Origin of the sequence: Roseibium suaedae (assembly GCF_900142725.1) — a bacterium.
In the GTDB taxonomy this organism is placed as follows: Bacteria; Pseudomonadota; Alphaproteobacteria; order Rhizobiales; family Stappiaceae; genus Roseibium; species Roseibium suaedae.
In genome coordinates this window covers 73,874-95,560 of the sequence record NZ_FRBW01000005.1, presented here as the reverse complement: position 1 = coordinate 95,560, position 21,687 = coordinate 73,874, and the positions used below count along the sequence as shown (strand labels likewise).

Below are 21,687 nucleotides of genomic sequence, written 5' to 3'. Positions count from 1 at the left end.
GCATCCTCCAGGGCCTTTTGCGTTTGGGCGAGATCCATCCGGGCCAAACTCACGTCTTTGGGTTGCGCGGGCGCGGAGCACGTTGCTGTCACCAAACATTCATGGCTGATTTAAGAAACTGTCGCTTCAAATTGCTAAGTCGATCTCGTTGCAATTTTGTTTGCAAAGGAGATGCAGATGTCCCGGAAATTCCAGAGCGCGATTGCAGCCAGCGTTCTTTCTCTCGTCGCCAGCGTGGGCGCGGCCGATGCCGCGACGACGGTCAAGTTCTGGCACAGCTTCAACAAGACGAATGGCGCGGCAATCGACAAGATCATTGCCAATTTCGAAGCCGCCAATCCCGATATCGACATCGAAGCCGAGTTCATCGGCAACTACAACGATATCATCGCAAAGCTGCAGGCCGCCATTCCGGCTCGCCGGGCACCGGATGCGGTCATTCTGGAAGTCACCCGTTATGGCCTCTTTGCCAACAACGGCATTCTCACGGATCTGACGCCCTATTTCGATGCGGATCCGCTAAAGGACGACCTCTACGACTATGCCAAGGAAGTCGGGGTGATCGACGGCAAGAACTATATCGTGCCGTTCAACTCTTCCACGCCGGTCCTTTATTTCAACAAGGACATTTTCACCCGCGCCGGGCTGTCCGAAGACACGCCGCTCGTCACGTTTGACGAGATCCTGAGCGCTGCCAAGACCATCAACGGCAAGCTGGGCGCGGAAGGTATTTCCGGTATTGCTGCCCCCGGTCAGTTTGCCCGCTGGGGCCTGGTCATGGCCAATGACAGCGAGTTGGTCGATCCGATGTCCGGTGAGATCCTGCTCGACAAGCCGAACACCATTGAAGCCTACCAGTGGATGGCGTCCCTGGTACATGCGGAGAAGGTTGCATCTCCCGATGGCGTAACCGACGAGGATGCAGGCCGCGATGCGTTCCTGGCCGGCAAGGTTGGCATTCAGATGAATTCCACCGGCGGCTATGGTTCGACCAAGAAGGCTCTCGGCGACAATCTGGCTGTTCGTCCGATGCCGTGCAACAAGGCCTGCTCGGTGCCGATCGGCGGCGCAGGGATCGGCATCATGGCCTCTTCCCCCAAGGACGTTCAGGATGCTGCCTACAAGTTCGTGAGCTACGCCTCTTCTCCGGAAGCCAATGCAATCTGGTTTGCTGCCACCGGCTACCTGCCAATCAACAAGAAGAGTGCCGATCTTCCGGTCGCCAAGGAAGCTCTGGCCACCAAGCCGGGCATTGATGTTGCCATCGAGTCCCTGCCGAATGCCCATGGCCGTGCCCGCACCACCGTCGTGACCTGGATGCGGACCACGGAATACAAGATGTGGCAGGCCATGGCTCTGGGCCAGCGCGATGCCGCAGAGACCCTGAAAGACTTCGCCGAGCAGACCCGCTCCGAAGAAACGCGTCTCAGCAACTGATCCTTTTCAAAGGGTGCCGGCGGGCGGGTTTGCGCCCGCACCGCCGGTACGATCCACGGTCATGCTTCGCAAACTCACCCCCTATTTCTTCGTGGCGCCGTTGATGATCTCCATCGCGGTGTTCACCTACATCCCCATTCTGTCGAGTCTCAACCTGAGTGTTCGCGAATGGAATTTCCTGTCGCCGGACATGCCTTTCGTCGGCTTGCGCAATTATGAGCAATTGCTGGCTTCGCACGACTTCTGGAACTCGCTTTGGGTCACCACCGTTTTTGCAGTTCTGTCCGTGCCGCTCAGGCTCGGCCTTGCCCTGGTGATCGCGAGTTACCTGACCCGCGAAACCCTCCATTCACGGCTCTTGCGCGGCGCGCTGTTTCTGCCTTCGGTGACGTCTGCCGTTTCGATTGCGGTTGTCTTCTCCTGGATCTTCTCGACCGACTACGGCATGGTCAACGCGTTGTTTGCTGCCGTCGGCATCGGCAAGGTGCATTGGCTGCAGGACCCGTTTCTGGCGCTCTGGGTTCTGATCTTCGTCAACACCTGGAAGCAGCTCGGCTATGACATCGTGATCTATATCGCGGGTCTGCAGGCCATTCCGGGCGAGCTTTATGACGCGGCTTCCGTCGACGGTGGCCGCCGCCTGCATGTGTTCCGGCGCGTTACGCTGCCTCTGGTGATGCCGACGACCTATTTCCTGCTCGTCATTTCCGTCATCGAGGCCTTTCAGGTCTTCACCATCGTCAATGTCATGACCCGCGGCGGCCCGGCCGGGGCAACGGACATGCTGGTCAATCAGCTCTACGAGATCGGCTTCGTGCTGTTCGATATCGGCAGAGGCTCCGCGCTGGCGGTGATCCTGTTCGTGCTGCTGGTCGCTCTGGCCATCCTCAAGTCCCGCATCATCGGCAGGAAGGTCCATTATGAAGCGTGACAATCCCTTTCTCGTAGGCCTTGCAGCCATCGCCGGTCTGCTCTTCCTGTCTCCGGTTCTCTATTCGATCTGGATCTCCTTCCAGACGGCGGATGCCTATTACACGGGCGGGACGGCGTTCACGCTCGACAATTATGGCCGGGCAATCGGGCAGTATGATTTTGCCCGCTATCTCCTCAACAGCCTGTTCGTGTCCGGCATGGTGACCCTGCTCGGCATTTCCTTCGCGACCATGGCCGCCTACGCCTTTGCCCGCTTTTCCTTCAGGGGCGGGAACCTCTTGTTCGGAGCGACCATTGCCACGCTGATGATCCCCAGCCACATCAGCCTGATCCCGAACTATCTGTCTCTGGCAAAGGTCGGGCTGCTCGACACCTATGCCGGCCTGATCCTGCCGGCGATCTCTAACGGCTTTGCCGCCTTCTTCCTGCGGCAGTATATCCGGGGCATCCCGAAGTCCCTGGATGAAGCGGCCTATATGGATGGAGCCCGCCCGCTGACCGTGCTGTGGCGGATCATTGTGCCCCTGTCCCGCCCGGCGATCGCGTCCATGGCGCTCTACATCTTCATGACCGAGTGGAACAGTTACATCTGGCCGCTCGTGGCTGTCGGGGACAAGGACCTCTACACCCTGCAGGTCGGCCTTGCGCGTCTCTACCGCATCAATCCCGGTGAAGGTCTCGTCGACTGGCCGCTCGTCATGGCTGCCTCGACCATCACCATCCTGCCAGTTCTCCTGGGCTTTCTCCTGGTGGAGCGCCATCTCGTGCGCGGCATCACCATGGGCGCCGTGAAATAAATCAAGGAAATCCTTTCAATGACACGCATTGCATCCCATCGCGGCGGCACTCTGGAATTTGGAGACAGCACCCTGCAGGGCTTCCGGGCCACCGCGCAGATGGCGCTGGAAGAAGTCGAGTTCGATGTCCATCCGACCGCAGATGGCGCCATTGTGGTTCATCATGACGCCACGCTGGACGCCACCACCGACACAACCGGCGTGATTGCGCAGATGCTTCTGGCCGACATCAAGAACGCAGAAATCCGCTACGGCGCAGGCAGCAATCCGCTGACGCTGGAAGAACTCTGCGCTCTTTATCAGGACAGTACGGTGGGCTTCCGCTGTGAAATCAAGCCGGGCGCAGACGGCCTTGCCTATGCCGGTTTTGTACCCAGAGTCATGGCCGTCCTGAAGCAGCATGGCATGCTGGAGCGGACGGTCTTTTCCTCGTTCCTGGTTGCCAGCATGGACGAGATCGCGGCCGCCACTGACCGGCCTTGCCTCTGGCTGGTGAGCCCCGCCGTCCTGCGCCAGCTAGGCCCCGGCGCGGTGATCGAAGTGGCAAAGACACACGGCATCAAGGAAGTCGGCGTTCACATCTCGACGGCGGACAAGGCCCTGAAGGACCAGTTCGAGGCGGCGGGGATCGCATTCGGTTGCTGGGCGGCCCACACGCCGGACCAGATCGGCCTCGCGCTTGATCTCGGGGTCAAGGTGTTCACCACCGACCGGCCCACCCTTGCAATCACCATCCGCAACAGCCGCAAGGAAGGATCGAGGCCGTGAGCAGCATCCAGCTTCAGGACATCCGCAAATCCTATCCCAATGGCCCGCAGATTCTTCATGGGGTTTCCCTCGACATCAGGCCGGGCGAGTTTGTCGTCATCGTCGGCCCGTCAGGCTGCGGCAAGTCCACCTTGTTGCGTCTGATCGCGGGTCTGGACCGTTGTGAGGAGGGGCGGATCGAGATCGGCGGCAAGCTGGCCAATGATCTGGCCCCGCAAGATCGTGACATTGCGATGATCTTTCAGAATTACGCGCTCTATCCGCATATGAGCGTGCGTGACAACATCGCCTTCGGCCTGGAGCTACGGGGTGTTCCCAAGACTGAGCGGAACGAGCGCGCAAGAGAAGTCGCAAAAACCTTGCAGCTTGACGCCTATCTCGACCGCAAGCCGGCGGCGCTCTCCGGAGGTCAGCGTCAGCGCGTTGCCATGGGGCGGGCGATGGCCCGCAATGCCTCGATCTTCCTCATGGATGAGCCGTTGTCCAATCTGGACAACGCCTTGCGCATCACCATGCGCACGGAGATCAAGGAGCTGCACCGGCAACTCGGCGCGACGATTGTCTATGTCACCCACGATCAGACCGAGGCGCTTTCCCTGGCCGACCGGGTGGCCGTGATGAAGGATGGCCATCTGCTGCAGTTTGACCGGCCTGATGTGATCTACGACCAGCCGCGCAACCGCTTCGTTGCCAGCTTCCTGGGCACGCCGCCGATCAATTTTGTTGATGCCGAAGCTTTGCCTTGCTGGCAGGGACCCAAGGGCCTGACGGCAGGCCTGCGTCCGGATATGCTGACAGTCCACGGAGAAAACCCCGGAGGAGCCTTGCCAGCGCGAATTATCCTGTCGGAAATGACGGGCTCCGAAATGCTGCTTCACTGCGAAACGCCGGCGGGCCGGTTGACGGTGACGGCAGCGCGGCGGGACATGCCCTCGGGGACGGACGGTCTCTGGATTTCCTATGATCTGGACCGGGCCCTTTATTTCGATAGCCAGACTGGCGACAGGATCGATCTGGAAAGTCATGAGCGGAAACATGCGCGACACGGATAGGGAAGGCGAGACGGCCGGAGAAGATGCGCCTTTGGCCCTGAGCGATCTGATCAGCCGCCATTCCTCCCGTCTCACGGATGCGGACACGCGGCTTCTGGATGTTCTGATCCAGGATCCGATCCGGGCGGCCCTGGAAAACGGCAAGGATGTCTCTTCCCGCGCCGGTGTGCATCCGGCCTCTGCCGTGCGGCTCGCCCGCCGTCTGGGGTTCAAGGGCTATCCGGAATTCAGGAGCTTCCTGCAATCCAGCTTGACGGAAGGCGGCAACGACTTTGAAAGCCCTGCGGCCCGCATGGCCGCCCGGCTGGTGAAGGCAGAAGGGGACGGGCTGCTGGCCTCGGTGCTGGACAGTGAGATTGCAGCGCTCCAACAGGCTCGCAACAGCGTCTCGGATGCGGATATCCGTGCGTTTTCAGAAACGCTGTGCGGCAGCCGGAGGATTTTCGTCTTCGGCCGGGGGCACTTTGCCTCCCTCTGCTCGCTCATCGCGCTTCGCCTCGGCCGGTCGGGCTATGATGCAGTTGATCTCGGCAGTCAGATCCATCTGCTGCCGGAACTGCTGACAGGCCTGACCCAGGATGACGTCGTCTGGATGCTGGCCTTCCGCAAGGCGCCGCCGCTTCTGGAGGAAGTGCGTGATGTGGCCGCGCGCGCCGGAGCCAGGACACTGGCGATTACCGATGTTGGTGGAACCCGGATCGATCCGGCGCCCGATCATCAGATCCTCGTGTCCCGAGGCGAACCGGGAGAGTCCCAGTCTCTCGTCGTGCCGATGACCATCGCCAACGCGATCATTCTGGATCTGGCATCCATCGACAATGGCAAGTCGATCAATGCGCTCAATCAGTTCCGCAGTTTCCGGGCGTCTTCACGTCTGACTGGCGGCTGATTTTTGGAAATAGCCTGCGGCCGTCAAGCTGGCGTGAAACGCTGGCTCAACGGCCGCAAGTGCTGAATTTAAAGGTCAGCCGACGGCAATGACGGCTTCGATTTCGACCTTCGCGCCCTTTGGCAGGGCCTTGACCTCATAGCAGGCGCGCGCCGGGAAGGGCTCCTTGAAGAAGCCTGCATAGACCCGGTTCACTTCGGCAAAGTCTCCCAGATCGGTCAGAAGCACGGTGGTTTTCACGGTGTTCGACAGGTCCGTGCCGGCGGCCTTGGCGATGGCTGCGAGGTTCTTCAGGCATTGGTCTGCCTGTTCGACCGCATTGGCCGAGTTGAATTCTCCCGTCGCAGGATCAATAGGCAGCTGGCCGGAAACAAAGAGCAGGTTGCCGGTCTGGATGGCCTGGGAATAGGGACCAACGGCGCCTGGTGCGTCCTTGGTGTCGATTTGCTTGATCATTGAAAATCCTCCTTCTGAATTTGATAGCGTATGCCGGTCAGGCGTAGCGGCTGACCGCAAGGTCTGTTGCGTCAATTTCGGGCGCGCGGCCGGACACGAGATCGGCGATCACGCGGGCCGAGCCGGTGCTCATGGTCCAGCCGAGGGTGCCGTGGCCGGTGTTGAGGAAGAGGCCCTTGATCCTGGTCGGTCCGATGACTGGGGTTCCATCTGGCGTCATTGGCCGCAATCCGGACCAGAAGCTGGCCTCACTCATGTTGCCGCCCGGGAAAAGGTCGGTGACGGAATGTTCCAGCGTGCGGCGGCGCGCCGGGCCAAGGTCGTTCGTGTAGCCCGAGATTTCCGCCATGCCGCCAACGCGGATCCGGTCGCCAAGGCGTGTGATCGCAATCTTGTAGGTCTCATCCATAACGGTGGATTCCGGTGCGCGCGATGCGTCCGTGATCGGCAGGGTCAGGGAATAGCCCTTCACCGGATAGACCGGCAGCTTGATGCCATAGCGCTTCATCAGCAACGGCGAGTAGCTGCCAAGGGCGACGACAATCGCATCAGCTGTTTGCTTCCCTTTGTCCGTCACAACGCCGCGCACCTGACCGCCTTCGACATCCAGGTCCTTCACGGATGTGTTCCACTGGAAGGTCACGCCCATGTCTTCTGCGATGCGGGCCAGTGCATTGGTGAACTTGAAACAGTCGCCGGTTTCGTCCTTGGGGGTCAGCAGGCCGCCGACAATCTTGTCCCGGACATGGGCAAGGGCCGGTTCGGCGCCCACGCAGCCATCCCGATCCAGAACTTCAAACGGGATGCCATCGGCGGCCAGTGCCTTGACGTCCTTGGCCGAGGCATCGAGCTGCGCCTGCGTTCTGAATAGCTGAAGCGTTCCCTGCATGCGCTCGTCATAGGAAATGCCGGTTTCAGATCGCAAGGTGGCGAGGGACACGCGGCTGTAGTCGGCCAGTTGCAGCATCCGGCTCTTGTTGAGGGCATAGCGCTCAGAGGTGCAGTTGCGCAGCATCCGCAGGAGCCAGCTCAGCATCGCCGTGTCCACCTTCAGACGCAGGATCAGCGGTGCGTGCTCCATCAGTAGCCACTTCAAGGCCTTCATCGGAATGCCAGGCGCTGCCCAAGGCGAGCAATAGCCGAAGGAAACCTCTCCGGCATTGGCAAAGCTGGTTTCCAGCGCCGGCCCGGGCTGACGGTCGATAACCGTCACCTCATGTCCAGCCTTGGCCAGTTGATAGGCGGAGGTAACGCCGATGATGCCGGCACCCAGAACGATGACTTTCATTTTGAGCCTCGAAAGACGAGCAGGAGAGTTGATTGAACAGTCAGACGTATCGGCGCTGATAACGGTGGCCGAGACTTGTCAGGATTTCATAGGAAATGGTTCCGGCATCCCGGGCGACATCTTCAAGCGTCTGGTTGGGACCCAGCACCTCGACACGGCTGCCAAGGGTCAGGGTGCCTTCAGGCAAGGCGCTGATGTCGACGGTCATGCTGTCCATGGAGACCCGTCCCACGATCGGCAGCCGGACCCCGTTGAAATAGACAGCGCCACGGCTGCTCAGGGCGCGGCTCAGTCCGTCCGCATAGCCTGCGGCAATCGTGGCAAGGCGGGTTTCCTTGTCCGTGACCTGGGATCCGCCATAGCCAACCTTCGTGCCTGCCGGAACCGTGCGTGTCTGCACCACGGCGATGTCGAGACGGACAACCGGCTCCATGGGATTGGCGGACGTGCCGACCGGAGAACCGCCATAGAGCGCGATACCCGGCCGCACGAGGGCGCCGTGGTAGGGCTTGCCGAGGAAAACGCCGCCGGAGTTGGCCAGGCAATGTGGCACGCCGGGAAACGCTTCGGCCACTTTCAGCATCTCGGACAGCTGATCGTCATTCTGTTCGTTTTCCGGCTCGTCCGCACAGGCCAGATGGCTCATGACGAACAGAACGTCCACGTGCTGGCTGGCCTTTATCAGGCTTTCCATGTCGGCACGGTGGTCGAAGGCAACGCCGAGGCGGGACATGCCTGTGTCGAACTGGACGGCAGCGGGCAGGCGGCGGTTCAAGATTCTGGCGGTCTCGTCCCACCGGTCCCATTGCTCGACGGAATTGATCACGGGAATGATGCCGTCACTGGCGCAACGCTCTTCTGCACCAGGCTGCAAGCCATTGAGGACGAAGAGACGGGCGTCAGAGGGAAGAACAGGCTTGAGCTTGAGCGCTTCGCCGAACTGGGCGACGAAGAAATTGCGGCAGCCCTTGGAGGCAAGTGTCTTTGCGACTTGTACGGCGCCGAGCCCATAAGCATCAGCCTTGACGACAGCTGCGGTGGTGGCGGGCGCGGCAAGAGCGGCCAGCTTGGCGTAGTTTCGGCCAAGAGCACCAAGGTCAATCGTCAGGAAACCGGTTGCTCCCGGGATGTCCTCTGCAAGGGGGTTCTGCATCTCTGCAATGGTGCCGCTCATGGTCGATCCTTTGTCTCAAGTCCATGAGGATATGAAACAATGAACGAAATTGCGTGTCTTTTTCTGATCGATTAGTGTGCAAAGCGAAAAATATCTGCATTCTGTGCGAAGAATTGGAATAATCGAGCATGGCGGCTTTGGACCCGATCGACCGCAACATTCTCCGGCTCCTGCGTCTCAACGCCCGGATGAGCAATGCCAAGCTGGCCGCAGAGGTGGGACTGTCTCCTTCCGCCTGCCTGCGGCGGATCAAGATCCTGGAAAAAACGGGGGTGATCAGGGGCTACACGGCCCTCGTCGACAGCTCGACTGGAGAAGCGTCCATTGCGGTGATCATCAACATCACGCTGGATCGGCAGACGGAAGATTACCTCGACAAGTTCGAGGCGGCGGTCCGCAAGCATCCGGAAATCCGGGAGTGTTACCTGATGACTGGCGGCTCGGACTATATGCTGCGTGTCGATGTGGAGAACGCTGGGGAGTTCGAGCGGATCCACAAGGAGATCCTCGCGAAGTTACCGGGGGTCTCGCGCATCCACTCGAGCTTCTCGATCCGCTCCGTTCTCGGCCAGAAGCGTAATTTCTCGCGCTAGGTCGAGAAGCCGGGGCGGGATCTTTATTGTTTTTTAGAAATGGCCAGCCCGTTTTGGAGGACGGGCTGGCCATGTTTTCAGGCGGCTTCCTGGGTCTCAGGTTCGCCGTGCTGGATCAAAGGGCGGTTTCCCGCAAGCCGCCGGATCAGCACATAGAAGACCGGCGTCATGAAGATGCCGAAGAAGGTGACGCCGATCATACCGGAGAAGACGGCGACCCCCATGGCGACACGCATTTCTGCACCCGCGCCAGTCGAATAGACCAGTGGCACGACGCCCATGATGAAGGCCAGGGACGTCATCAGGATCGGACGCAGTCTTAATCGGCTGGCTTCGATGGCTGCCTCGACCGGTGAGCGGCCGGCGAACTCCAGTTCCCGCGCAAATTCCACGATCAGGATCGCGTTCTTTGCCGAAAGCCCCACAAGCACCACCAACCCGATCTGGGTGAAGATGTTGTTGTCTCCCGCGGTCAGCCACACTCCGGCGAGGGCGGCAAGCACGCTCATCGGAACGATCATGATGATCGCGATCGGCAAGGTCAGGCTTTCATACTGGGCAGCCAGAACCAGATAGACCAGAAGCAAGGCAAGGGGGAAGACCAGCACGCCGGAGCTGCCCGCCAGGATCTGCTGATAGGTCAGATCCGTCCATTCGAAGCTGATCCCCTTTGGCAGGGTCTCGGCCGCGATCTGCTCCACCGCTGCCTGGGCCTGTCCTGAGGAAAAGCCCGGTGCCGGCCCGCCATTCACATCGGCTGCCAGGAAACCGTTGTAGCGGGTTGCCCGTTCCGGACCGGTGGTGGCATCGACCTTCATCAGGGCCGAGAGCGGGATCATCTGGCCGGAACTGGAACGCACCTTCAACCGCCCGATATCCTCCGGTCTTGCCCGGAACGCCGCATCCGCCTGGACGCGCACACTGTAGGTGCGGCCGAAGGCGTTGAAGTCGTTAACATACAGCGAGCCGAGATAGATCTGCAGCGTTTCAAAGACGTCTGTGACCGACACGCCGAGCTGTTCTGCCTTTGTCCGGTCCAGATCCGCATAAAGCTGCGGCACGTTGATCTGGAAACTGGAGAACAAGCCAGCCAGTTCGGGGGTCTGATAGGCCTTGGTCAGGAAGGCGGTCTTGGCGGCATCCAGAGCCGGATAGCCGAGGCCTGCCCGGTCCTCGATCTGCAGCTTGAAGCCACCGGTCGTGCCCAGGCCCTGCACCGGGGGCGGGGAGAACATGGCGATGAATGCGTCCTGGATGGCGCCGAACTTCTGGTTCAGCTGCATCGCAATGGCATCCCCGGAGAGGTCCGGCGTGCGGCGCTCCTCGAAGTCTGCCAGCGAGGCAAAGACGATGCCCGCGTTGGAGGAGTTGGTAAAGCCGTTGATCGACAGCCCGGGGAAGGCAATGGCGTGTTCGACGCCTGGCTGTTCCATGGCAATGTCGCTCATGCGCTTGATGACATCCTCGGTCCGGTCAAGCGTTGCCCCGTCTGGGAGCTGGGCGAAGCCGATCAGATACTGCTTGTCCTGTGCGGGAACGAAGCCGCCCGGTACCGTGGTGAACAGCACATAGGTTGCGCCTGCCAGAACCAGATAGACGGCCATGACGAGGCTCTTGCGCGACAGAAGTCCGCCCACGCCGCGGCCATAGGCATTCGATCCGCTGCCGAAGGCCCGGTTGAAGCCTCTGAAGAACCAGCCGAACACCCGGTCCATGCCACGGGTCAGGGCATCCTTGGGGGCATGGTGTCCCTTCAGGAGCAAGGCGGCGAGAGCAGGAGACAGGGTCAGGGAGTTGATCGCGGAGATCACCGTCGAGATGGCGATGGTCAGCGCGAACTGGCGGTAGAACTGGCCGGAGAGACCGGTGATAAAGGCCAGTGGCACGAACACTGCGACCAGAACCAGCGCGATGGCGATGATCGGTCCGGAGACCTCCTTCATGGCCTGATAGGTGGCGTTGCGCGGGTTGAGACCGTTCTCGATGTTTCGCTCGACGTTTTCGACCACAACGATGGCGTCATCGACCACGATGCCGATTGCCAGAACGAGGCCGAACAGGCTGAGGGCATTGATGGAGAAGCCGAAGACATACATCACCCCAAAGGTACCGATGATCGATACGGGAACGGCGATGAGCGGGATGATCGAGGCACGCCAGGTCTGCAGGAACAGGATGACCACGATGACAACGAGCAGGATGGCCTCCAGCAGCGTATCCACCACCTTTTCGATCGAGGCACGGACGAACTTGGTGGTGTCGTAGACGATCTCGTACTTCACCCCTTCCGGCATGGCTTCCTGCAATTCGTTCATGGTCTCGACGACCGCGTCCGAAATGGCGATGGCGTTCGAGCCGGGAGCCTGGAACACCGGAACGGCGACGGCAGGCTTGCCATCCAGCAGGGAGCGCAGGGAATAGTCGGCAGCCCCCAGTTCCACGCGTGCAACATCCCGCAGACGGGTGACCTGTCCGCTTTCTCCGGTCTTGACGATGATGTTGCCGAACTCTTCCGGTGTCTGCAGACGGCCTTGCGCATTCACGCTCAGCTGCATGTCGACACTGGAAAGGTTCGGCGAAGCACCGATGATCCCGGCGGCGGCCTGGACGTTCTGCTGCCGGATGGCGGTCGTGATGTCGCTGGCCGCCAGATTGTGCTCTGCCGCCTTCTGGGGATCGACCCAGATCCGCATGGAATAATCGCCGGAACCGAAGACCTGAACCTGCCCGACACCCTGTATTCGGGCCAACCGGTCCTTGATGTTGAGGACCGCATAATTCCGCAGGTAGGTGATGTCATAGCGGTCATTGGGGGAGGTGAGGTTGACCACCATCATCAGGTCCGGCGAGCTCTTGACCGTCGTGATGCCGAGGCTGCGCACTTCAGCGGGCAGTCGCGGTTCGGCCTGTGACACGCGGTTCTGGACGAGCTGCTGGGCCTGGTCCGGATCCGTGCCAAGCTGGAAGGTGACCGTTAGGGTCATGACGCCGTCGGACGTCGCCTGGCTGGACATGTACAGCATGCCTTCGACCCCGTTGATCTGTTCTTCCAGCGGGGTGGCGACGGTTTCGGCAATGACCTTCGGGTTCGCGCCCGGATAGGTGGCTCGAACGACGATGGAGGGCGGAACGACTTCCGGATATTCGGAGATCGGGAGGGACACGAGGCCAATCAGGCCAGCGACCAGAATGAGGACCGATAGCACCCCGGCAAACACCGGGCGGTCGACGAAGAAACGTGAAATATTCATTGCAAGCCCCTCTTTCGGGCAGTGGCCGGGATGCAGGATCCCGTTCCGGCGGAATGTCCGCCGGTTGCAGATGTGTCAGTTTTTGGGTGCCGGGCAGGAGGACGGCCGCTGTCGGAAACAGCCGTTCCCCTCTCATGCTGTTACTGGGCGGCGGCGACCTTGCCTTCCGGCTGCGGCAGGACGGTTGCGCCGGACCGGATCCGCTGCAGGCCGTTCACGACAATTGTCTCGCCAGCCATCAGGCCGCTGCTGACGATCTGTTCGCCATCGGCGGATTGTCCCAGTTCGACGGCGCGGTAGGCCACCTTGTTGTCAGCGTCGACCACATAGACGAACTTCTTGTCCTGGTCGGTGCCGATGGCCCTTTCGCTGATCAGGATCTTCTCCATCGGGTTCGGTTCGCCCATGCGGATGCGAACGAACTGGCCGGGGATCAGGCGCTGGCCGGGATTGTCGAAGACAGCCCGGACGTTGATCGTGCCGCTGGCCGCATCCACCTGGTTGTCGATCAGCTGAAGCTTGCCCTTGATCGGGGTGCCTTCATCTGCCGAGGTTCCGATCTCGACCGGAATATCCTCGATCGGGGCGAGGGCACCGATGGAAGAGGGCAGTTCAGACAAGGCCTTGGCGACCGTGTCTTCGCTGACATTGAAGCTGGCATAGATCGGGTCTACCGACACTAGGCTCGTCAGGACCGGCGAGGAAAGGCCTGCGGCCACCAGGTTGCCTGTTGTGACTTCGATCTTGCCGACCCGGCCGCTCACGGGCGCCTTGATCTGCGTGTAGTCCAGCTCGAGCTTTGCCGAATTGAGGGAGGCTTCTGCCGTCTGCATGTTGGCAAGAGCTTCGTCGAAGGCGTTGAGGCGCTGATCGAGGGTGCTTTGTGAAATGGCCCGTGCCCCGATCAGTTTGCTGCCGCGGTCCAGCTCGGTCTTTGCGAGCTTGAGCTGGGCCTGTGCGGAGGCAACCTGACCTTCCCGCTGGGCGACCGTTGCCTCATAGGGGGCAGGGTCGATGGTGAAGAGCAGATCGCCTGCCTTCACCAGGGCGCCCTCGCGGAAGTGAACAGACTGGATCGCGCCCGTCACGCGAGAGCGCACCTGCACCCGTTCGACAGCTTCCAGACGGCCGGAGAATTCCTGCCAGATGGTGATGGCCCGGCTGTCGACCTTGGCGACCGTCACGGGAATGGCGGGGGGCGCTTCTTGTCCGCTGGCGGCGGACGCAGGCGCACTGAAGGGCTGGTTCAATAGATAGACTGCTGTTGTTGCAGACAATACGAAGCCGATGCCGGCGCCCAGCAGGACGCGGCGTGTTGCAGTTGATGCCATTTTCGTCTCCTTGAGCGTCCGGGAGGAGGGCTCAATCGCTGAGGTGTTGTGTTTCCGTCACTGAATGGTGACCGACTTCACAAAGCTCTCGAATTGCTCTGTGAGGCCAGCTTGCCAATTTGCGGCCATGGGGCATTTTGCGCCGTAGATCGAAGGCCAGCTTGCGCCTTCGGAAAAGAGATGTTCCTGGACCCTTACCCCCGAAGCGGCCAGCTTGCGGGAATAGCCCAGGGTTTCGTCGCGCAGAGGATCATCCTCCGAGGTTACAATGAGTGCAGGTGCCAGACCTGCCAGCCGCGAGCAGGTGCAGGGGGCTGCATAGGGGTGGCAGACACCCCCGCTGAGATAATGGCTCCAGCCTTCCGACCACCGGTCTCTCATGCCGGCGGCCGCTGCCTTCTGCATCGACGCCGATCCCATGAACGGGTCCAGCAGCGGGGACAGAAGGATCTGGCCGTCCAGTTCGTTTGCCCGGTAATCCCGGGCCTTGTGGGCAATGGCCGCTGCCAGGTTGCCACCGCATTCGGCCCCGCCGAGCAGAAGCAGGGACTTGCGATTGCCAAGGCCAGCCCGCTTTTGCGCAAGGTAACTGAAGATGGAGAACCCCACTTCAAGCGGCTTCGGAAAGACGCCCCCGAGGGGAGCATTGACATTCGGGATCACGACGATGGCCCCGGTCTGCGCCAGTGTCGTTGCGACTTCACTGTCCATCCGGTCTTCCTCGCGAAAGGCCCCGGAGTGGAAATAGATCAGCACGGGTGGTGACTTCTCGTAGTCAGCGCCTTGAAAGACACGCACTTCGACCGGGCCGATCTCGACCTTGTCGAATGTCATGTCCTTGATTTGCACTGCGGAGGTCATCGTCATTGATCCTGAATTGAAGCGAAAAGAATAGATACACCCCTGCCACTTCATGGGCACACATATGTCTATTCATGGTGTGGAATAAGAGCTGCATTTTTGGTAACACTATTCGAAATTTCGAATAATAATCCAACCAATTTTCAGGGAAGGGAGATGGAATGGATCAGCTGACGGCCATGCGTGCCTTTCTCCGGGTGGTGGAAACCGGAAATTTCGTCCGGGCCTCCGAGTCCTTGCGCATTCCACGGGCAACGCTCACCAATCTGATTCAGAACCTTGAAGCGCATCTGCAGACGAAACTGTTCAACCGCACCACGCGGCGGGTGATCGTGACCACCGATGGGGCGCTTTATTATGAGCGCGCCGCCAAGATCGTTGCGGAGCTTGAGGAACTGGACAGCAGCCTGCTGCATCTGCAGGCGAACCCGACAGGCCGCATGCGGGTGGAAATGTCCGGCGCCTTTTCCGACTGGATTGTCATTCCGGCCCTTTGCGAGTTCTACAAGTCCTACCCGGACATCCGGATCGATCTGGGCGTCGGGGACCGGACGGTCGACTACCTTCTGGAGAATGTCGATTGTGCCCTTCGGGCCGGAACGCCAGGGGATCCCTCGCTCATCGCGCGCCGGGTGTGCGAAATCAAGATGATCACCTGCGCCGCCAAGCCCTATATCGATCGCTTCGGCATGCCCTCCCATCCGGAGGATCTGCGCACGGACCACAATTGCGTCAGCTATTTCTCTCCCCAGTCCGGTCAGCTGTTTCCCTTCAGCTTTCAGCGTGGCAAGGAAACGCTGGAAATCGAGGCGCGATCGCATTTCTCGGTCAATGATGCGCGCAGCTATGTGACGGCGGCCCTTGCTGGGCACGGCATAGCCCAACTGCCCCGCTTCATGGCAAACGAGGAAATTCGCAAAGGCGCTCTGGTCCCGCTGCTGGAAGACTGGGAGCCTGAGACGCTGCCTCTCTTCATTGTTTATCCGCCCAACCGGCACCTCAGCAACAAAGTCCGCGTCTTCGTGGACTGGCTGGTCAAGCTTCTGGCCGAGCTTGATCAGTCTTGAAGTGGCCTCTTGCTAAGACCCTTTCCGGTTCCTGGACAAAAGACCCCGTAGAAAGCTGTCCGGTTCGAAAGCAGATGCACTGGAAGGTTTTGCATAGATTGCCTGGTCGAGGTCCCGGGTCGATCCGTCCGCGACCGGCAGGCCGAGGGTTCGTTTTCGGTTCAGGTGACCTTCGACTGCGGAGCGAAGAGCCATCAGGTCTCTCTGACGGGCTGCGATCCGCATGGGACTGCGGGTGGGATCGAACGGCAGGAGGCGTCTTAGGCGTTGGATGAGGTTCTGTCCGAGACGCAAACCACTTGCCCAAAAGGCTGCCGCGAGACCGGTCAGAAGCCCAGTCAGGAGAACGCCAATGGCGATCAGGACCTGCGATGAGGCAAGTTGGTCCGATCCTGTCCGGTTTTTCGAAAAGCTGGCATAGCCAAAGGGGATCGCAGGGATCTCGGCGGTTTTCATTTCGCGCGAGACCGTGTCGAACCACGGAATTGAAACCGGTGGCAGCACTGCTGGCTCCCCTGTTTTCGGGCGCAAATGCCATTCCCAAACCACGGTCGTTTCCGGACCTGCCGGGGTTGGTTTCATCTTCCGCACCTCCGGCGCCGTGAAGCTGATCAGCCAGGGTGCCCGTATCTCCGGGCGCGGCGGCACAAGATGCGGCAAGGTATCATCCGCACGCAGGACCACGCGCCGGATCAAGGTCTCACCGTCACGCAAGGTGCCAGGATCACTGGACAATTCGTCCACTACCGTCAGCGCACTGGAGGCGAGCGGAACGCTGCTGGCTGGAAAGGGCGCCACCTGGATGGTCACAGGCTCCGCCCGCACCTCTCGAACCTCGCGCCCTCCCTTGCCCGCAACGACCGTGAGGCGGTGAACAACCGGACCGATCCTGAGCGGGCCGGCATGGCGCGGGAAAAGAGCAATGTGGCGCTCAAAGACCTTGGCCATCAGTCCATCGACCCGCTCATCCGTCCAGCTGTCGCGCGCCAACTGGACCCAGTCATAAGCGTCTGAATCCGGAAAGGTGAGCGTCTCCAGCGCAATGCGCTCCCGGTATTCACCGCGGATCGTGAACCTGATCATTTCCCCGGTGACCGGGTGGGTGTCAGGCAAGATAAACCTCAGGCTTTCCGCCTGAGCGCCACTTGTCAGAAGAATGAGCAGAAGGAGGATGCGGGTCACCATGGAGTTCCCTCTTCTGGCCGGATCAGGCCAAGGCCGGCGCGGCGTTCATATTCCTTTTCAAGGCGCAGCCGCAGGAATTCGCCCGGGTCGTCGGACAGGGTGTCGAGCCATTCCTCGGATGCGGCAAGGCCTTGCGCGGTTACCTTGCGCTGCCATTCAGGATCCGGGGTTCCGGGCCATCCCCAACGGGGCTTTTCTTCCTGGCTGGAGATCCCCCCATGTCCGGGCAACCGTCCGGGAGCTATGCTCTCGCCTCGGGTCTTCGGGGCCATCCCCCAAACCAGAGCCCTAAGGCGGCTCGCCTCTGCATCCGCTGGATTTGAAAACAGCACTGCGTCGAAATAAGCCGTTGAAAGAGCGTAGTTTCCTGTCGCAGCAAGGGTCAGTGCCCGGTTGAAAGTCTGGCCCCGGCCAGCTTCTTCCAGAAGCCTGTCTGCGGCCTCGAAATCACCAGCCCTGTACTGCGCTAATCCCTTGGCGGCATTGGTATTCAGAAAGACGCTTGCCCCGGGCAGGCCGGACCAGAATGCCAGGCGTCCCCAGGCTGCGGGGCCAGAAACGGCAACGCAGGCGACTCCGATCAGCACTCCAAGCATCACTCGCTTCATGCCGCCCTCCGGAACAGGGAAAGGAGAGGGAACATGGCAAGAATGCAGAGGAAGGGTCCGAGGTCGAGGAAGCGCAAAGATGCTGCCACCGGGTCTGTGCGCCCTAGGAACGGAGCTGACAGCTTTTGCAGTACTGGTCCTGGGGCGTCTGCCGCTACGATGGTCGCATAGATTTCCAGTTTTTCCAGCGCATCTGGCGGAACAGTGGGACCGGCAGAACCAGAGACTGTGAGCACAAGAAGCCGGACGCCGCTGCCGGTCAGGCGCTCCGCTTCGGCAATCGCAGCGGTATCGATGCCTCCACCATCCGTGATCAATACCAGATCGTTGTCTGGACTATTGGAAAGCATGTCCCTTGCAAGTGCGAATGCGGCGGCGGGACGGCTGCCCTGTCCGGGCATGGTTTCTGGCGAGAGAACCGCAATCTGGGTTTCCAAAGTGGAGGGGTCGAGGGTGGGGGCGGCAATGTCATAGGCTTCGCCATTGAACAGGATCAGCCCGACGGGGCGTCCGTTTGCGGCGGCCAGCACCTGTGCTGCTGCCGTCTGCGCATCTGCCAGCGCCGTGCCTTCGGTGATGGAGCGAGACATGTCGAGGGCAATCAGGATTGCCCCGCTTCCGGCCACAACCGGTGCATCCTCACGGGGAACGGATGGTCCGGAAAGGCCGGTCGCCAGGACTGCGGCTGCAAACAGACAGGAGAGCCGCGCTGCGCCTGTGCCACGATCCAGGTGCCCGAGCCTCTGCATGGCCTCCAGCATCACCGGCGGCATGATCTTCTGCCAGCCGCCCGCGTGTGCCCCACGCCGCCAGGACAATAGGCCGAGCATCGCCAGAAGTGGCCAGGCTGCGAGCCACCAGGGTCTGAGCAGGACCAGTTCCGTCATGACGGCCGCCTCACCGCGAAGAGAACCAGCAGGAAGAAGGCAAGTCCCGCAGGCCAGATCCAGAGGGATCGCCAATAGGTCAGGGGAGGGCGATTCATGGGGCTTGGTTCGAGCTTGTCCAGCGTCGCAGCCATCTCTTCAAGATCAGCCATCGTCTTGACCCGGAAGCTTGTGCCGCCGCCGGTTTCGGCCATGGCCCTGAGGGCAGCCGCATCCACTGCGTCCCGGGATTTTGGCTGGTTCGCTAGGTCTTCAGGACCAAGCGCAATGGTATGCACCCGGATCCCATGCCGTTGCGCCAGACCTGCCACATCGTTGGCACGCACCTTCCCGGAGGTGTCGACACCGTCGGACAGGAGAACGGCGACCTTTGTTGCGGCTGGACTGTCTTTCAACCGGTTGACGGCGAGCCCGAGGCCATCGGCAATGGCGGTGGCGCGCCCTGAGATGCCGATCTGTGCCGTTTCAATGGACCTTGCGACCGAGGCGACATCAAAGGTCGGTGGTTGGGCGACATAGGGACGTTCTCCGAAGATGACCAGTCCGATCCGGTCTCCCCTGCGAGCGGAAACGAAACCGGAGGCAACCTTCTTGACCGCATCCAGTCTCGACAGCGGTTTGCCGTCCAGAACGAAATCTTCCTTGACCATGCTGCCGGAGAGATCGAGGACCAGCATGATTTCCCGGCCGGAGAACGGCAGAAGATCGGTCTTCTGCGAGACCCTTGGTCCGGCCAGTGCCAGGACAAGGGCACACCAGGCCAAAATCAGGAGCAATGTGTCCCAACGGCTCCCCTGACCAGTGGCCGTTTGGGCCGTTTCGAAGAGGTCGGAGGGAACCGACAGCGCCGCTTTGGGGGCTGAAGGTTTCACTAGGAACCTGTAGACGAGCCAGGGCAGCGGCAGCAGCACAAACGCGGCAGGAAAGGCAAAGCTCATGGGCCCAAAGTTCCGTTCGTTTGGATGAGACGTCGGGAGCCATGGCTGGCGGCGCGCTTTGAGTGCGCCTTGAGGTTTTTCAGAGCTGCCCGCTCAATGGCGTCATCTGTGGGCGGGGGCCCACTCTGATAAGCGGCGAGGCGAAGCTCTTCCGGCAAATGGCCAAGGATACGGGCGATCGCCAGCAGTCTCTCTTCAGGCGGAAGCGGCCGGGTTGCCTTGATCAATTCCTTCCTGGACGGACGGCGGGCCGTGAACGGAAGAATGAGCAGCGCAACGAGAGAGGCGAGGATCAGGCCCAGCCCGAACAGCGCCAGGAGATCAAGGGGATGGAGCGTCATCAGTTCCGGTGGCAGCCTCCCTTCGGGCAAGGCGGCGATCAATTCAGCTTGGGTCATCCGGAAGGGCCTCCAGTGACACGTTCAAGGCCCGCATCCTTGCTTCCAGGGGCCCTGCGTCGAACGGGCGGAGCAATGCAGAGCGGCTCAATGGCCCATGCCGGATTGGCAAGGCCCGGGACGGGGGCGTGGTCTCGGCAGGATCCAGAGGATAGAGCAAGGTTATCCGCCTGCGCCGTGACAGCCGGTTGAGCGCGGCCTCGTCTTCCTTTTCAAGTGCCTGGAGGTCACTCGCCAGCCAGATCCTTGCACCAGCCGGAACCAGCCTGGCCGCCCGGACCAGCGCTGCCGCGAGGGGCAGCGATCCCTCGCGCATGTCCAGCGCCTTGTCATGCTCATGCGCAAGCACCTGTGCAATCGCAGTCATGTGCTGGACGCCTGAACGGGCGGGAAGGGCAGCGACGCCAGAAGACGTGATGGTCAGAACAGCCAGGGCCGCTCCTTCACCGATGGCTTCCCACCCGCGCTGCGCAAGAAGCTTTGCGGCCCGCACCGAGCGCAGGGAGGAAGATGTGCCCCAAAGCATTCCCGGTCTGAAATCCGCAATCAGAAGGGCGGTGTTGTCCCTGTCTTCATGAAAGCTGCGGACGTGCGGACGGCCGGTGCGGGCGGTCGCCGCCGGGTCGATCCGGCGGGTGTCATCGCCTTCGCAATAGGCGCGGATTTCCCGCAAATCCATGCCGGCCCCCGGCAGTCGCGCGGGCATGGCCCCAGGCCGCCGCGTTGCGGGCCGGTGCCTTGCGGTTCCGCCGGGTTGCTGACGCAGTGCCAGCAAGTCTTCGAGCTTCAGACGAATTCCGGGATGGTCCAGAACAGGCGCTACCATGGTTGAACCTGCTTCAGGATGTCATCGACCAGACTGCGCCCAGACCGCCCTTCGCTCACAGCTGACCAGTTCGGGATGAGACGGTGGGCCAGAACATCTTGCGCCAGCATCTGCGCGTCCTCCGGCAAGCCATAGTCCCGGCCGTGAAGCCAGGCTCTTGCCCTGACCGAGGCGGCCAAAGCCAAGGTCCCGCGCGGGGACACCGGGTGCTCGACCCATTCAGCGACCGCGCCGCCGGATCGGGTTGCCATCACCAGCCGCACGATAAAGTCCTTCAGCGCGGGCGACAGATGCACTCGCGCAACTTCGGACTGGGCAAGCTTCAAATCCTCGGAGGACATCGGCAGCGTTGGGGACAATGTCCTTGCAATATCTTCTGCTTCGACAAGATCCAGGATCTGCCGTTCCTGATCCGCCTGCGGCATGTCCAGCGACAGATGCAGGAGGAAACGGTCCATCTGCGCCTCAGGCAAGGGGAAGGTTCCCTCATGTTCGATCGGGTTCTGTGTGGCCACGACCATGAACGGATCCGGCAACGGTCGCGTTACTCCCGATGTCGTCACCTGCCGCTCTGCCATCGCCTCAAGCAAGGCCGACTGCACCTTCGGCGGCGCCCGGTTGATCTCGTCGACCAGCACCAGCGAATGAAACAGTGGCCCCGGCAGGAATTCGAAGCTGCCGGTTTCCGGCCGGAAAATCTGGGTGCCGGTCAGATCGGAGGGAAGCAGATCGGGCGTACACTGGACGCGGCCCTGGCTCCCGGGCAAATGCGCCGCCAGAAGCTTGACGGTCCGGGTCTTGGCGACACCGGGCGGTCCCTCGATCAGCACATGGCCCCCGGCAAGCAAGGCAATCAGCAGCCGCTCGACCATGTTCTGATGCCCGATCAGACCGGCAGAAACTTCACTCTGCAGCCGCGAAATCGGATGACTCATATCGTCCATGCGC

21 protein-coding genes are annotated in these 21,687 nt (G+C 61.2%); 8 read left to right on the top strand and 13 right to left on the bottom strand.

The window, feature by feature from the left end; all coding sequences use genetic code 11:
• Nucleotides 1-177: 177 nt before the first annotated feature.
• The 6 genes from BUA94_RS19295 to BUA94_RS19270 all read left to right on the top strand — a co-directional run bounded on the left by BUA94_RS19295 (nucleotide 178) and on the right by BUA94_RS19270 (nucleotide 5,876).
• Nucleotides 178-1,437, top strand: a complete 1,260-nt coding sequence (locus tag BUA94_RS19295) for an ABC transporter substrate-binding protein (RefSeq protein WP_073015215.1) — start codon at nucleotides 178-180, stop codon at nucleotides 1,435-1,437.
• 61 nt (nucleotides 1,438-1,498) lie between these two features.
• On the top strand, nucleotides 1,499-2,368 hold the full coding sequence (locus tag BUA94_RS19290) for a carbohydrate ABC transporter permease (RefSeq protein ID WP_073015001.1): 870 nt from the start codon (nucleotides 1,499-1,501) through the stop codon (nucleotides 2,366-2,368).
• Nucleotides 2,358-3,167: a carbohydrate ABC transporter permease gene (locus BUA94_RS19285; protein ID WP_073015000.1), complete on the top strand. Its 810-nt coding sequence runs from the start codon at nucleotides 2,358-2,360 to the stop codon at nucleotides 3,165-3,167. The genes BUA94_RS19290 and BUA94_RS19285 overlap by 11 nt, the downstream gene beginning before the upstream one ends.
• A gap of 18 nt (nucleotides 3,168-3,185) precedes the next feature.
• Entirely contained in the window at nucleotides 3,186-3,935 is a 750-nt protein-coding gene (locus BUA94_RS19280) for a glycerophosphodiester phosphodiesterase family protein (RefSeq protein WP_073014999.1), read from the top strand.
• The gene (locus BUA94_RS19275) at nucleotides 3,932-4,987 is read left to right on the top strand and encodes an ABC transporter ATP-binding protein (protein ID WP_073014998.1); all 1,056 of its coding nucleotides are present in this window, start codon (nucleotides 3,932-3,934) and stop codon (nucleotides 4,985-4,987) included. Before BUA94_RS19280 ends, BUA94_RS19275 begins: the two co-directional genes overlap by 4 nt.
• A complete protein-coding gene (locus BUA94_RS19270; RefSeq protein ID WP_328586309.1) occupies nucleotides 4,959-5,876 on the top strand; it encodes a MurR/RpiR family transcriptional regulator in 918 nt (305 codons plus the stop codon). The genes BUA94_RS19275 and BUA94_RS19270 overlap by 29 nt, the downstream gene beginning before the upstream one ends.
• Before the next feature lie 75 nt (nucleotides 5,877-5,951).
• Here BUA94_RS19270 and BUA94_RS19265 read toward each other — a convergent pair whose 3' ends face one another.
• The 3 genes from BUA94_RS19265 to alr are packed head-to-tail and all read right to left on the bottom strand — an operon-like array spanning nucleotide 5,952 to nucleotide 8,794.
• Nucleotides 5,952-6,332, bottom strand: a complete 381-nt coding sequence (locus BUA94_RS19265) for a RidA family protein (RefSeq protein WP_073014996.1) — start codon at nucleotides 6,330-6,332, stop codon at nucleotides 5,952-5,954.
• A 37-nt stretch (nucleotides 6,333-6,369) separates the two neighbouring features.
• On the bottom strand, nucleotides 6,370-7,620 hold the full coding sequence (locus tag BUA94_RS19260) for a D-amino acid dehydrogenase (RefSeq protein WP_073014995.1): 1,251 nt from the start codon (nucleotides 7,618-7,620) through the stop codon (nucleotides 6,370-6,372).
• 40 nt (nucleotides 7,621-7,660) lie between these two features.
• Entirely contained in the window at nucleotides 7,661-8,794 is a 1,134-nt protein-coding gene (gene alr, locus BUA94_RS19255) for an alanine racemase (RefSeq protein WP_073014994.1), read from the bottom strand.
• A gap of 128 nt (nucleotides 8,795-8,922) precedes the next feature.
• Between alr and BUA94_RS19250 the strand changes: the two genes are divergently transcribed.
• Nucleotides 8,923-9,387: an Lrp/AsnC family transcriptional regulator gene (locus tag BUA94_RS19250; RefSeq protein WP_073014993.1), complete on the top strand. Its 465-nt coding sequence runs from the start codon at nucleotides 8,923-8,925 to the stop codon at nucleotides 9,385-9,387.
• Between the two features lie 77 nt (nucleotides 9,388-9,464).
• Here BUA94_RS19250 and BUA94_RS19245 read toward each other — a convergent pair whose 3' ends face one another.
• From BUA94_RS19245 to BUA94_RS19235, 3 genes are all read right to left on the bottom strand, one after another.
• On the bottom strand, nucleotides 9,465-12,638 hold the full coding sequence (locus tag BUA94_RS19245) for an efflux RND transporter permease subunit (protein ID WP_073014992.1): 3,174 nt from the start codon (nucleotides 12,636-12,638) through the stop codon (nucleotides 9,465-9,467).
• Nucleotides 12,639-12,778: 140 nt separating this feature from the next.
• Nucleotides 12,779-13,969 carry an efflux RND transporter periplasmic adaptor subunit gene (locus tag BUA94_RS19240; RefSeq protein ID WP_073014991.1) on the bottom strand — a complete coding sequence of 397 codons (1,191 nt, stop codon included), beginning with the start codon at nucleotides 13,967-13,969 and terminating at the stop codon, nucleotides 12,779-12,781.
• 57 nt (nucleotides 13,970-14,026) lie between these two features.
• Nucleotides 14,027-14,830, bottom strand: a complete 804-nt coding sequence (locus tag BUA94_RS19235; protein ID WP_073015214.1) for an alpha/beta hydrolase fold domain-containing protein — start codon at nucleotides 14,828-14,830, stop codon at nucleotides 14,027-14,029.
• A 161-nt stretch (nucleotides 14,831-14,991) separates the two neighbouring features.
• On the opposite strand from BUA94_RS19235, the gene BUA94_RS19230 reads away from it, so the two are divergent.
• Nucleotides 14,992-15,897, top strand: a complete 906-nt coding sequence (locus BUA94_RS19230) for a LysR family transcriptional regulator (RefSeq protein WP_073014990.1) — start codon at nucleotides 14,992-14,994, stop codon at nucleotides 15,895-15,897.
• Between the two features lie 12 nt (nucleotides 15,898-15,909).
• On the opposite strand, the gene BUA94_RS19225 is transcribed toward BUA94_RS19230, so the two are convergent.
• The 7 genes from BUA94_RS19225 to BUA94_RS19195 are packed head-to-tail and all read right to left on the bottom strand — an operon-like array spanning nucleotide 15,910 to nucleotide 21,683.
• Complete coding sequence (locus tag BUA94_RS19225) at nucleotides 15,910-17,082, bottom strand: BatD family protein (RefSeq protein ID WP_073014989.1); 1,173 nt, start codon at nucleotides 17,080-17,082, stop codon at nucleotides 15,910-15,912.
• On the bottom strand, nucleotides 17,076-17,690 hold the full coding sequence (locus BUA94_RS19220) for a hypothetical protein (RefSeq protein ID WP_073014988.1): 615 nt from the start codon (nucleotides 17,688-17,690) through the stop codon (nucleotides 17,076-17,078). The genes BUA94_RS19225 and BUA94_RS19220 overlap by 7 nt, the downstream gene beginning before the upstream one ends.
• Complete coding sequence (locus BUA94_RS19215; RefSeq protein WP_073014987.1) at nucleotides 17,687-18,577, bottom strand: VWA domain-containing protein; 891 nt, start codon at nucleotides 18,575-18,577, stop codon at nucleotides 17,687-17,689. The genes BUA94_RS19220 and BUA94_RS19215 overlap by 4 nt, the downstream gene beginning before the upstream one ends.
• A complete protein-coding gene (locus BUA94_RS19210; RefSeq protein ID WP_073014986.1) occupies nucleotides 18,574-19,515 on the bottom strand; it encodes a vWA domain-containing protein in 942 nt (313 codons plus the stop codon). The genes BUA94_RS19215 and BUA94_RS19210 overlap by 4 nt, the downstream gene beginning before the upstream one ends.
• Entirely contained in the window at nucleotides 19,512-19,913 is a 402-nt protein-coding gene (locus tag BUA94_RS19205; RefSeq protein ID WP_208980174.1) for a hypothetical protein, read from the bottom strand. The genes BUA94_RS19210 and BUA94_RS19205 overlap by 4 nt, the downstream gene beginning before the upstream one ends.
• The gene (locus BUA94_RS19200; protein ID WP_084082136.1) at nucleotides 19,900-20,739 is read right to left on the bottom strand and encodes a DUF58 domain-containing protein; all 840 of its coding nucleotides are present in this window, start codon (nucleotides 20,737-20,739) and stop codon (nucleotides 19,900-19,902) included. Before BUA94_RS19200 ends, BUA94_RS19205 begins: the two co-directional genes overlap by 14 nt.
• Nucleotides 20,733-21,683, bottom strand: coding sequence for an AAA family ATPase (locus tag BUA94_RS19195; protein WP_073014983.1), 951 nt, complete (start codon nucleotides 21,681-21,683; stop codon nucleotides 20,733-20,735). Before BUA94_RS19195 ends, BUA94_RS19200 begins: the two co-directional genes overlap by 7 nt.
• Between the last annotated feature and the right edge of the window lie 4 nt (nucleotides 21,684-21,687).